The 12,606-nt window shown below is 44.7% G+C and carries 9 protein-coding genes; 4 read left to right on the top strand and 5 right to left on the bottom strand.

Translation table 11 applies throughout. The annotated features are described in order from the left end of the window. Positions 1-17 precede the first annotated feature (17 nt). Together AACQ21_RS00410 and AACQ21_RS00405 are read left to right on the top strand one after the other, a co-directional pair. Positions 18-263, top strand: a complete 246-nt coding sequence (locus tag AACQ21_RS00410) for a hypothetical protein (RefSeq protein WP_017043657.1) — start codon at positions 18-20, stop codon at positions 261-263. 195 nt (positions 264-458) lie between these two features. Next, entirely contained in the window at positions 459-3,215 is a 2,757-nt protein-coding gene (locus tag AACQ21_RS00405) for an immune inhibitor A domain-containing protein (RefSeq protein WP_105977308.1), read from the top strand. Positions 3,216-3,288: 73 nt separating this feature from the next. Here AACQ21_RS00405 and AACQ21_RS00400 read toward each other — a convergent pair whose 3' ends face one another. From AACQ21_RS00400 to AACQ21_RS00390, 3 genes are all read right to left on the bottom strand, one after another. After that, positions 3,289-4,149, bottom strand: coding sequence for a lipase secretion chaperone (locus tag AACQ21_RS00400; RefSeq protein WP_105977307.1), 861 nt, complete (start codon positions 4,147-4,149; stop codon positions 3,289-3,291). An 84-nt stretch (positions 4,150-4,233) separates the two neighbouring features. Next, entirely contained in the window at positions 4,234-5,175 is a 942-nt protein-coding gene (locus AACQ21_RS00395) for a lipase family alpha/beta hydrolase (protein WP_105977306.1), read from the bottom strand. A gap of 267 nt (positions 5,176-5,442) precedes the next feature. Further along, entirely contained in the window at positions 5,443-7,665 is a 2,223-nt protein-coding gene (locus AACQ21_RS00390) for a leukocidin family pore-forming toxin (protein WP_105977304.1), read from the bottom strand. A gap of 506 nt (positions 7,666-8,171) precedes the next feature. Between AACQ21_RS00390 and AACQ21_RS00385 the strand changes: the two genes are divergently transcribed. Beyond that, positions 8,172-9,422 carry an SGNH/GDSL hydrolase family protein gene (locus AACQ21_RS00385; protein WP_105977303.1) on the top strand — a complete coding sequence of 417 codons (1,251 nt, stop codon included), beginning with the start codon at positions 8,172-8,174 and terminating at the stop codon, positions 9,420-9,422. 38 nt (positions 9,423-9,460) lie between these two features. Here AACQ21_RS00385 and AACQ21_RS00380 read toward each other — a convergent pair whose 3' ends face one another. Continuing rightward, positions 9,461-9,916 (bottom strand): Lrp/AsnC family transcriptional regulator, encoded by a 456-nt coding sequence (locus AACQ21_RS00380; protein ID WP_026027548.1) that lies wholly within the window; start codon positions 9,914-9,916, stop codon positions 9,461-9,463. Between the two features lie 149 nt (positions 9,917-10,065). Between AACQ21_RS00380 and AACQ21_RS00375 the strand changes: the two genes are divergently transcribed. Further along, positions 10,066-11,019 (top strand): DMT family transporter, encoded by a 954-nt coding sequence (locus tag AACQ21_RS00375; RefSeq protein WP_181185581.1) that lies wholly within the window; start codon positions 10,066-10,068, stop codon positions 11,017-11,019. Here the strand turns inward: AACQ21_RS00375 and yegD are convergent. After that, positions 11,010-12,362: a molecular chaperone gene (yegD, locus tag AACQ21_RS00370; protein ID WP_096037141.1), complete on the bottom strand. Its 1,353-nt coding sequence runs from the start codon at positions 12,360-12,362 to the stop codon at positions 11,010-11,012. The genes AACQ21_RS00375 and yegD overlap by 10 nt on opposite strands. Positions 12,363-12,606 lie beyond the last annotated feature (244 nt).

Genomic DNA, 12,606 nt, shown 5'->3' with positions numbered 1-12,606 from the left:
CATTATATGGATATACTGTGAAACATTTAATTTATTTTTTATTAATTAGTTACTCATCAATTAGCCTTGCTCAATCTTCAGTTGATGATGAACGGTTGCTCGCCTCATTAATCGAACGAGGTGTGATATGTGAAGGGCTGACATCAGAACAGCAACAACAAGCACTTGCCCTTTATCTACAAAGAAAACACCACAAAGAAAAGTCTCTTAATTCGACAACTCATCAAGAAGAAGCGTGTATTTCTCCGCCGAAGAGCGACTAAATCACCCGTTCAATCTTCACTGAATAACACTCAGAAAACTTGCCTAGATAAGAATATACCAGCCACTCATTGCGTCCATGAATTCTATTTTATGGCGATGAAAGCCATTTATTCTCTATAGCGCTCAGTCGTATGGAAATCAGTTCAGTGAAATTGTTAATACCATAAATACAGAAAGAAAAATAAGGAAAGCAGATGAAACACATAAGGAAAACCTTGCTTGCGTCAGCAATGGTAACACTATTTAACGTCAGTGCTTATGCGCACACCCCGATTGATTTAGGGGTAGTCAATGAAGATAAACTCATTGAAATGTTAGTGCGTAACGGTGTTGTGGATGGCAATGCTACCGATGCAATCAAGCGCGATGCCTTGGATCGTTATTTAGAGCAGAAAATCAAATCGGGCTTCCACGGCGATGCGCAATTTGGTAAGCAAGCTCTTGAGCAACGCGCACGGGTATTAAAAACCATTGAAAAACAAAAAGGCCACCAAAAAGCCAGCGTTTTTGCTCTCGATATCAGCACCAAACGCACCGATAAGGTATTAGCGCTTTTAATTGATTTTCCCGATTTACCTTGGAACGATAACCGCCTGACCAAAGAGCATACTGAAATGCTCTATGCCAGCTACAATCCACCTCACTATCAAGATCTGCTTTTTTCCGATGCGGGCTATGCAGGCCCTAATGGAGAAAATTTCATCTCGATGCGTCAGTATTATGAAAGCGAGTCTGGGCAAAGCTACAGTGTGGCCGGGCAAGCCGCAGGTTGGTATCGCGCGTCTAAAAACGCCGCGTTTTACGGGGGCAACTCTGCAACAACAGACAAAGATATGAATGCGCAAGAGTTGGTGCGCGAAGCACTGAACCAACTGGCGCAAGACCCTAGTATTAATCTGGCCGATTACGATATTGAAGATCGTTACGATTACAATGGTAATGGCAACTTCCGCGAACCGGACGGCGTAATCGATCACTTGATGGTGTTCCATGCATCCGTTGGTGAAGAAGCCGGCGGCGGTGTGCTTGGACCTGACGCCATATGGTCCCACCGTTATAATCTCGGCCAACCTTATGTCCTTCAAGGCACAAAAAGTACGCTTCCAGATCGCTTTAACGGCCAATATGCCGCCTTTGATTACACCATGCAACCGATTGATGCGGCCGCTGGGGTTTGCGCACACGAGTATGGCCACGATTTAGGTTTGCCTGACGAATACGATACCCAATACACAGGTAAAGGTGAGCCAGTTTCCTATTGGTCCATCATGTCTTCTGGCAGTTGGGCCGGAAAAATTGGCGGAACACAACCGACGGCATTCAGCTCTTGGTCTAAACAGTTCTTACAAAAAGCGGTCGGTGGTCGTTGGATCAATGACGATCAAATTTCGATTGCAGAGTTAGAGAAAAATCCTCGCGTATTTACCCTCTTCCAAACCACTGACAATGCTCGACCAAATATGGTGAAGATTGATTTACCACTGAAGCGTGTTGATGGGGTGAAGCCTTATCAAGGTTCGTCCGCTTTTTATTCAAACCGAGGCGATGATCTGAAAAATAGCATGTCTCGTAAGCTTTCTATCCCTACAGGTGAACAAGCTACGCTGAATTTTAAAGCATGGTATCAGATTGAAAAAGACTACGACTTTGCACGCGTACTGATCAATGGTAAAGCGATTGCAGGTAACATCACCACCATGGATGACCCGTACAATACAGGGCTTGTACCTGCTATTGCTGGTCAGTCGGATGGCTGGGTCGATGCGATATTTGACGTCTCCCTGTGGGCAGGCCAAGAAGTGACACTCAGCTTTGACTATGTCACTGATGGCGGCTTAGCCATGGAAGGTCTTTACCTTGATAACCTACAGTTAGAGGTCGACGGGCAGCAAACCCTTATTGATGATGCCGAAGGAACATCCACCTTCGCCTTTAAAGGTTACACCACCAACAATGGCTTCCATGAAGCGCCACACTATTATTTACTGCAATGGCGTAGCCACAATGACGTCGACCAAGGCTTAGCCAATATCAAACGCATGGGCCAGTTGATGACTTTCGAACCCGGCCTACTGGTTTGGTATGTGGATGAATCTTACACGGATAACTGGGTAGGTAACCACCCAGGTGAAGGTTGGTTAGGTGTCGTCGATGCGGATCAAAACGCATTGGTTTGGTCAAAAACCGGTGAGGCCGCACAAACGCGCTTCCAAGTGCGAGATGCAACCTTCTCATTGCAAGATCAAACACCTCTACGTTTAGTCGCTGCCGATGGTGATGTGCTCGAAGACACAAGCTTAATCGGTAATGGTAATTTCTCTGATGGCGCGGATTACAGCTCACCATTAGTACCAGATGCTGGGCGTCAGTTAACGGAATTTGGCTTGATGATCGACATCCTCAACCAAGGCCAAGACAATGAGTACGGCGTAATTCGCTTATCAAAAGTCAGCGAACAAAACCAAGCTCCTGTCGCCAACTTTGAGCTTAAAACCGACGGTTTATCTGTCAGTGCTCTCAACTACAGCCATGATGAAGATGGCGAGCTAGTCAGTTACGCATGGGATTTTGGTAACGGCCAAATGAGCAGCGAAATGGCGCCAAGCTGGAGCTACACCAAAGCAGGGCAATACACAGTAAGCCTAACCGTAACGGATGATAAAGGCGCAACCAACACCACTACGCGTACAACACAGGTTGAAGTGCCTAACGCATTACCGCAAGCCAGTGCTAAGTACATCCACCTTGGACGCTGGGTAACGATGTGGTCAACCAGCAGCGATAGCGATGGGCGTATTGTCGATACGGAATGGACCCTGCCGAATGGAAAAATAAAACGTGGCAAACTCTTCACCGCCATTTTCCCAAGCTCTGGAAAACATGAAGTGAAAATTAAAGTGATGGATGACAAAGGTGCAACAGTGACTAACACCATTGTGGTGAATTTGTAACCACCTATTCTATTTTCTCTTAGAGAACTTGAGCGCGGCTTCGGTCGCGCTCTTCTTTATTGGATAAACAGAATTAAAGCGATTGATCACGTAGCCTTTCCAACGCCTCGACGCGTTTGAGTTGTTTGGCCTCAAACGTTTGGGTACGCAGTTGCGTAATTTGCTGATTTTTTTCATCTTGGCTCAAACGCGTATTTTCAAGCACCGCCGAACGCTGTTGTAGATAGTTTTCGAGATGCTGAGAAAACTGCTCTCGTTGTTCACTAAGCTGCGTTAACCGCTGTACTCCTTGTTCGCCAACCAACTCGTTCCAAGCTAAGTATTGCTCTTGCGTGGACAAATGGCGACTCGCGTTGAGTGCTGGCAGTAGTTGTACATTGCGTTCACTGCGCTGAATGTATTCTGGCTGCTGCGCTAATAACGTTTGCCACTGCAACTGCTCATCATATGAATCTACTGCTTGAGCTTTAATGCGCAGCTTTTCTAATGCTAAATTTCGCAACGCATTCTCTTCACCAAACAGCATGCTTTGCTGATCAACGTTAAAAAATTGACTTTGTATTTTCAGTAACTGCTGATTGATCTCAGCTAAGGTAGCAAGATCGAGATTGGCGATGGAAGCATTAGCCTCTAACTCAGCTAATGCTTGTTTGTATTGGATAAACTGTTCAAAAAGCATTGGATCGATCACTACGCCCTCATCTTGCTCAGCATGCTGGGCAATGCGCAGCTCAACCTCAGGCAATGAGCTCTCTCCTAACGTAGAGATAAAATAGTGAATTAAATCAAGACTCGATGCGCTGTCTATCTGCGTATCTTGTTGAGATGGCGTTTGTAACGCGCTCTGTGATGATACTGGCTTTTGCAGAAAAAGCACCGCACCGATGCTCCCCAAGATGATCACGACAAAACCAAATAGTGCGGGCTTTTTCATAGCCAATCCTTATAAAGTTTGATGTTACAAAACTTGAAGTTATAAACCTCGAAACTATCAACCTCGAAACTATCAACCTCGAAGTTATAAACCTTGAAGCTTCAATCGATTAGCGTGCTGGCGATACAAGGTAACGGGGTCAGTTTCAAAAAGGTGGTGTATCCCAAGCAAGCCGTTGATTTCATCTAAGTGGTTCATTTGGTAATCATCGCGGATCACCTTACCCAAGTGAGTACTGCATACGCCGACTAAACCATCATTAGGGCCATTAAAGACAAGCCCAGTCAACATCATCGCAGCATCAGTTGGGTCAAGGAGGTTGGTAAAGGTCGAAGATCCTGTCCACGAATAGTAATAAACACCATTGTCAGCCAGTAATTCACCATCACCACATTCACTGCTTGGAACGCCTTCTGGGTAGTATTGATTAAACGCTAGCGAACCTTGGGTAGTTAAGGCTTCTAAGGAGGCTAAAGGATCTTGCTCCAGGTTACTTCCCCCAGAAAGAAGGCCAACCAAACCCGCCAATCCTTGCGCCATTTTGACGGCAATCGCTTCAGAAATGGAGCCCTCTTTGATGTGCCCACGCACTAAATCTGCCACGATTGAGCCTTTATTCACGCCACCAATGCTAGTCACAGACGCCACAAGATCGGGCCGAACTGATGCAACATAGCGAGCCGTTGGTCCGCCATGACTATGGCCAATCAAGTTAACTTTTTGAGCGCCCGTGGCAGCTAAAAGCGACTCCACTTGTTGCAATAGTTGTTCACCTCTTAGCTCAGAGCTGTTGGTTGCAGAGACTTGAGCCACGTAGACCTCTGTACCATCTTTCGTCAGTGATTGCGGAATGCCGTAGAAATAATCGACTCCGGCCAGCGTATCAAAACCAAATAAGCCATGAACTAACACAATAGGGTACTGGGTTTGGGTATAGCCTGTCTTACTTAACGCCACCGTGCTGGTTGCCGCCAGCGCCGTGGTACTCAGCAGACAAAAAGCAGCAATAATAATCGTTCTTTTCAAAGTAAATTCCTTCTTATTGTAGTGTCTGGTTTAGGCGCGGCATACATCTAGCCTACCGTTACCACACCAGAGATTAGACCTCTGATGAGCACCCTAACTGTAGAAGAAAAGCACTTTATTTCATGTCATCTTGCCAGCTTCGTGAATGAATCGAAAAAAACAACAGATAAAATTAACATTAAATTAACAAAAAAAGAGCACTCGCTTTTTAGCCAACTAGGCCAAAAGCATGAGTGCTCTTTACTACTCAATCATGAACTGATTGCGCTATTTTATAATAAATTGAATACCATCGGCTAACCAACCTTCAGACCAAACCTTGACTTGCCGAATTGCCGATCCGGCTGGCAGCTCAAACACTTCATCGTGGGTACTGATTGCGTAGTCTTTTGACCCCACTACTTTGGTTGAACCATCATCAAGCTTAAAAGTCATACGGAGTAAATGGTTGCCACCGTACTTGAACTCACCGGAAGTAACGGTTATTTGCGTAACGCGTTTCAGATCAATTTCAGTCAAACTACCACTTTCACCGCCTTGCATCGCATTGGCTTGCGTGCCAATTGCATCAATCGCAGCGCCATGGCGAATATACAGTGTCCCCGATTGACCAACATCTTGTAAGGCCAATGAACCCGATGTAAACCCAAATACGGCCGATTCACTATCTGAATGAAATACGTTGGTGTAAGCGGTAATGGTGCGCACACTTACCTGATCATTGCCATCAGCATACAAACCTAACTCACCGCTGGTTTTATCATGACCAAGTAACTCATGAGAGAAAACATTACTCAGCTTATCGCTGTTTTCTATCCATTCCCAACGCTGACTTAAACTCGAACTACAGGTTTGTAATTGACCCAGTGATTGTCCATCCAAACATTGATGGATGTCGTTTGCACTCACATAACGACCTAACTGATCATAAATAAAAGATTGTGAGTTTTTGGTTTCATCACAGCTTGAGGCAGAGAGCGCGCCATTATCAGCCACATCAACGCAACGATTATTAAAGCTGCCCAATTGCAAATTCACTGGACGACCGCCCGTGAATACTGGGTGCTCCCAATCGACAGTAAAGCTAGCACTTTTGCTCACTCTGCGGCGCGTCGTATTTTCAAAACCATGGTAGGACTGATGCGCACCTACAACATAATAATGCTTATAAGCACCGTTATAAATGGGACGAATATTGACCGAAGAATCAATGGTAAATTCCGTTGTCCCTGTTGCATTAGGAGCGGCTTTATAGATCACATCCATTTTGGGTACGAAACTCGCGTAACCAATCGGGTTAATGCGGTTGGTATCCACAGGATAAGTATTGACCCACAGCGCATCCGTAGAGCGATTCATCATCGATTCGGCAGTCGCGTATTGGCTACGATTCCATTTAAAGCTGACGTTTTGTGCATTATTGGTGCTACGTTCAACACGATAATCGTGCGTTTTAAAGGTTAACCAACGGCTTTGGTTGTAGCTGGCATTGGCTTCTAGCTTGCCTTTAGGTCCATCAGCACTAACCTCAACACCACCACTCACTCCTAGCTGGAAGCCGGATACCTCTTTGACTTCATATTCGGCATTGAGATTTTCTCTCGGGAACGTTTTTAAGATCTGCGCTTTGTTGTTCGAAGAGTTAAATACAAATTGGTAGTCTTGGGCGATGGCATCGGTCGACCAGTCTCGGAAATAAGCATCTAATGTCGTGTAATCAGCACCTGATTGACGATAATCAAGACGGTCATTGAGATGGATCCCCGCACCCGTTGTATCATCATCTAAGCTGATGCGAACAATTTTCGCGTCCGGTGTCGCAGAGCCAATGGTGCCATATTGTAATGAACGCTCTAAATTAACTCTATAGATCAAAGAGATATTCGGGTTATCGCAAAACACTCGCGTACCTCGATCCCAAAGATGTGAGTTATTAAACGTACATTCATTATCAGTAATAGGCCGATTGACATTCAAATAAAACGCGACGTGTGGCAAAGAGTTCGTTTCCGAACCACTATTTGACACCATACTGGCCGTACTACGGCGCTGACGAGAATGGGCAATTGGGGCGGCTTCCAGTAGACGAATGTTGGCATCATTCTCGTCATCTAACGGTGTGAACAACAATTCTCCTTTGTGTTCACTGATGATCAAAAAGTCACTGGCAAACGCTAAGCCCAGTTTTTTCCTGAGCAATGCTTTCGCCTCTGTCTTTTGCGACTCACCTTCAATCGTACTGAAATCGACAAAATAGCGCATATGTTGGTTCAGTACATCGTCACGCATCTGCATTAGTGTCGGGGGCTCAACCTCTCCTTGTAACCAATAGCTCGCATTGAAGTAATTGATTTGGCTGTCATCCTGAAGCTCACTGAACATTTCAATGGCCAAACCTTGCGGCTGATTCACGTCAGCTTGAGCGGTGTTCCATACCAAGCCTGACATAATGGCAATAGCGCTAAGTGCTTTTCTTCTGTTTATTGACATATAAACCTCGTAAGCATTTTTATTGTTATCACGGTATTTAAAAGAAAATGAATACCCATTTTTTATTTTTTCAGACCACAAAATAAAAGAACATTGGTTTTTTGGCACCTTTGTGGCGAATTATTAATAGATCTTAAAATAACAAACACAAAGAGAAATGATTTTTAATGTGGCTTAAAATCACAATAAAACTGTTTAATTTTTACACATATTGACTGATTATAATTTTATTGATATTTTTATTAAACTACTGAGATTTAACATTAGGACAAATTAATAAAGCAAAACCTTATTGTTATTTACCTAAATTAGGATTTATAAAAACCCTTTCGTATTTTCTTCACTGACAGTTCATTGTTTGATCTTAATACCAAATAATGCTCAACATAGTCGTTTATTGATTGACGCTTAACACCATAAACCCAAAATAGGTCTGACCAGTTTGTTAATTTCACTTTCGCACTTATTCTTTAGTAGATATGTGCCTAAACCAATAAGAAAAAAATATGAAACTAATGACGTTATTGATGACCGCAATATTGCCACTCTCCATGGCGATTGCAGAAAATACGGATACCACCTCAGAACCAGTTACCGCTTATGGCGTAATGAATACGCAAAATAAGCAAACCTACACTTATGTACGCTGTTGGTATCGGCCCGCTGGCAATCATGATGACCCAGCAACAGATTGGGAGTGGGCATTGGATGAACAAGGAAATGACTACACCATTAGTGGTTACTGGTGGTCATCTGTGCGCTTTAAAAATATGTTTTATACTGACACCTCACAATATGAAATAAAGCAGCGTTGTGAAGAGACGCTCGGCGTCAGTCACGATTCTGCAGATATTACTTATTTCGCAGCAGACAATAGGTTCTCATACAATCATTCGATCTGGACTAACGATAAACAAAATGCCAAATCCGTCATTAATAAAATGGTGACCATAGGTGACAGCCTTTCGGATACAGGAAATATATTCAATGCGTCACAATGGAAATTTCCCAATCCTAACTCTTGGTTTTTAGGACACTTTTCCAATGGTTTGGTGTGGACAGAGTATTTAGCAAAAATGCACAATTTACCTGTATATAACTGGGCGATTGGCGGTGCCGCAGGGCGTAATCAATATATCGCGCTGACAGGTGTGAACGATCAAGTCAGCTCTTATCTAAATTACATGACAATGGCCAAAAACTACCAGCCAGAAAATACGCTCTTTACCCTTGAATTTGGCTTGAATGACTTTATGAATTACAACCGTGAAGTATATGAAGTCAAAGCAGATTTTAGCAGCGCGATGATTCGTCTTGTGGATTCAGGGGCCAAAAATATTATTCTACTCACCCTACCCGATGCAACCAAAGCCCCGCAATTTAAATATTCAACAGCAGAAGAGATAGCGAAAGTCAGCGCTAAGATCACCACTTTCAATGCGTTTATTCAGCAACAAGCACTGTATTATCAGATGCAAGGGGTAAATATCATCCTGTTTGATGCTCATAGCTTGTTTGAAAACCTCACAGCCAATCCACAGCAATACGGCTTTGAAAATGCGACCGATGCATGCCTCAACATCAATCGCAATTCAGCTTTAGATTACTTATACCGTCATAGCTTAACCAATGATTGCGCTTACCATAGCTCTGACAAATACGTATTTTGGGGCGTCACGCACCCTACCACGGCCATCCATCAATTGATTGCCAACGAAATCAGTAAAAACTCTCTCGCGTCATTTCAATTTGAATAAGCACGTCTGACCCTGAAGACAGCACGCAAGTGCTGTCTCTAAACCCAAATAGGCATCGCGGTAGCGGCTTTCACTTGACGCATGGCGAGGTGGGTATGCATATCTTTTACATTGTTGAGCCGCTGTAACTGACGCGTAAATGCTTCGTACCCTGATAAATTGGCACTAACGACTTCCAGCAAGTAATCATACGCACCTGAAACCACATGGCAGCTGATCACCTCCTCCATCTCTTTGATTGCCTCTTCAAAACTATCAATGGAAGCGGCTTGATGATTATTCAGGCTAACTTCAACAAAAACCGTCATCCCAACCCCGACAGCTTGCCGGCTTAAGCGAGCTTGATAGCCATCAATGATCCCGCTCTCCTCTAATCGTTTCAAGCGTCTTGCGCAGGGAGAAGGTGATAATCCAACCTTTTCTGCAAGCTCTGCGGTGCTTAAGCGTCCCTCTGTTTGTAATAAGGTCAACATGCGGCGGTCTATTCTATCCATTACTCGATCCTTGATGAAATCCACTAACATTTTGCTAATTTATAGCGGATAAGTGCTAAACCATCTAGCAATAAGGGTGAACTTGCCGGATAAAAGTAAGCCGAACCATAGATAATGGTGAGAAACCATCCATTGATGTGAATGAAATTATGATTTATGGCTACCTCGCGATAGGCACCACACTGTTATTATGGTCCGGCTTTTTCCTCTCTTTAAAGGCAGGGGCGAGCGGCCTATTAACCTCTGCGGATATTGCATTAACGCGCTTTTTACTGCCCGCTTTGTTGCTCTCTCCATTGGTTTGGAGAACTCGACATCAATTGCAAAATGTACCTATGCGTTACTTAATTGGTCTATTTATTGGCTGTGGATTGCCCTATTTACTAGTGACAAGCCATGCGATGCACTACGTTCCGGTTTCTGATGGTAGCGCGCTTGTTCCGGGTGTGCTGCCGCTGTTTGTCTCGGGTATCGCGGTGTTGCTGTTTAAACAGCCGTTAAGTCGCCATCGAGTCGCTGGGCTGACTTTAGTGGTGGCAGGGGTTGGTATTTTCCTCTATTCAAGTGCCACTGATTTTGAGTCAAACCGTTTGACCGGGCATTTGATGTTTTTAACCGGCAGCCTGATGTGGGCGATGTTTACAATTTGTGCGCGGGTAGCAAATTTGCATGCGCTCGTCAGCGCGGGATGGGTTGCTTTACTTTCTACTATTTTATTGGCCGTTCTAATCGCTTTAGGCATCGTCGATAGCTACTTAGCCACACACTCTTTTGCACACTGGCCGTGGAAAGAACTGGCGGGACACACACTGCTGCAAGGTGTCGGGGCGGGGCTCATTGCAGCATTTACCTATTTATATGCAGTTTCAACACTCGGCGCAGAACGCTCCGCTGCCTTTGGCTCTGCAACACCAGTCGTGGCAACCTTGTTAGCGATTCCCGTTTTTGGTGAGATGCCAACGCCTTTGACTTGGATCGGATTAGGGTTGATAAGCTTAGGTAGCTTGGTTGCCAGTAATGTTTTAATGAAACACGATCATTCGCAACATTACCGGCCCCCAACGCATCAAAAACGAAGCGCTAAGCGCTCATATCAGCGATAGCAAATCTCAGCCCAACGAGCCAAACCAGCAGTCACTGAACCAAAGTAGTTACCGCTGACAACGGGTACGTGGGGCAGTTGCTGCTCTACCGCTTGGCGTAATATTGGAGAACGAGCAGATCCGCCCGTCATAAAGATAACATCCGGCTTTACGCCACCTTGTTCAACCGCTTCTTTGACCAATTCCACCATTTTCGCTTTAGGGGATTCAATGGCGTCGATCATTTGCTCACGCTCAATTTGCACTTCGATCTGCTCAGAAAGAAGATCGAGCACCACCTGACATTGCGTAAGATCAGATAGAGCAATTTTTGCCTCTTCTGCACGGCGTACAATTTGATAGCCGAGCGTTTCAAAATAGACTTTCAGCAAACGCGCCAACTTTTCTGGTTGCTGCGCCTCTTTGTGTAGCAATTTCAATGCTGCCAAGTTTTGCTGAGCATAGAAGTCACGTTGCGCTTCCACGTTGTTAATTGCAATCGGGTTCCAAAACTGCGTGATCGGCATATCAATGCCAGAAATGGCTTTACTTCCTAATCCAAAAGAAGACATCAACTGTTTGAAAGCAATATAGATATCAAGATCATTGCCTCCGACCCGTTGGCCACTATGCGCAAGCAAACTCGCGGTGCGGTCGTCACGCCCTCGCCAACTCGGCCCCATTTTTAGCAATGAACAGTCGGTGGTTCCACCACCGATATCAACCACAAGTACGGTTTGATCTTGCACCAGAGTCGCTTCATATTCTAAGCCCGCCGCAACGGGTTCAAACTGAAAACTGATGTGCTGAAAACCGGCGCGTTTCGCCGCACGTTGTAAAATAGATTCCGCTTGTCGATTGGCCTCTTCACCACCTCGGCCATGAAAGTTAATAGGACGACCAATCACAGTATCTTGGATAGTGCGCTGAAGGTGCTGCTCTGCATTGTGCTTAATATTGACCATCATGGCGCACACCAAGTCTTCGAAAAAACTGACCTGCACATCACGTAAACCTGCCGCGCCTAGAAATGATTTAGGGGATTTAACGTAATAAATATCGCGCGGATCCTGCAGATAAAGATCGAGCGCCGCTTGGCCAAAGGCAATGTCTTGCGCGGCAAGTTCAATACTCTCTTCTCTATTCACATTGATCGCGCGGCGAAGTACTTGCTCACCAATTTTATCGCTTGGCGTAATATTATGATGACGGAACAGATGCTCAGAAATGGACTCTCGCGTCGGGGCGCATATTGTCGAAGGAATGTAGTGGCTTTTACCTTCTATGGGTAACAATGCTGGTTGCCCATCTTGCATCATTGCGACAGAACAGTTCGCCGTTCCATAGTCAAAACCAATAAACATCGCTACCTCCTAGCATCAGAAAAAGGCCAGCGATCCTACCTTATGATTTTCACAAATACTATCCCCAAGCTACTTGGAATGTCTGGCGAGAAAAGACATGGATTGGTTTACACAAACCAAGAGACGAAAAAAGACAGCAGCAGGCAGCCCACATAAGCCATTTTAATCACCTTGATATGTCGATAGTGGATAAGACAAGGTGACAAGATAAACAACGGAATCAGGACAAAAATGGGGTTCATAC

Source organism: Vibrio sp. V01_P9A10T6, from assembly GCF_963877065.1.
GTDB lineage: Bacteria > Pseudomonadota > Gammaproteobacteria > Enterobacterales > Vibrionaceae > Vibrio > Vibrio anguillarum.
The sequence above is the reverse complement of the archived record's forward strand: the minus strand, read 5'-3'. Positions and strand labels throughout refer to the sequence as shown.

Coding starts and splice junctions, on each gene's coding strand:
- AACQ21_RS00405 (WP_105977308.1), top strand. CDS start 459: ATGAAACACATAAGGAAAACCTTGCTTGCGTCAGCAATGGTAACACTA.
- AACQ21_RS00400 (WP_105977307.1), bottom strand. CDS start 4,149: ATGAAAAAGCCCGCACTATTTGGTTTTGTCGTGATCATCTTGGGGAGC.
- AACQ21_RS00390 (WP_105977304.1), bottom strand. CDS start 7,665: ATGTCAATAAACAGAAGAAAAGCACTTAGCGCTATTGCCATTATGTCA.
- AACQ21_RS00385 (WP_105977303.1), top strand. CDS start 8,172: ATGAAACTAATGACGTTATTGATGACCGCAATATTGCCACTCTCCATG.
- AACQ21_RS00380 (WP_026027548.1), bottom strand. CDS start 9,916: ATGGATAGAATAGACCGCCGCATGTTGACCTTATTACAAACAGAGGGA.
- AACQ21_RS00375 (WP_181185581.1), top strand. CDS start 10,066: ATGATTTATGGCTACCTCGCGATAGGCACCACACTGTTATTATGGTCC.
- yegD (WP_096037141.1), bottom strand. CDS start 12,362: ATGTTTATTGGTTTTGACTATGGAACGGCGAACTGTTCTGTCGCAATG.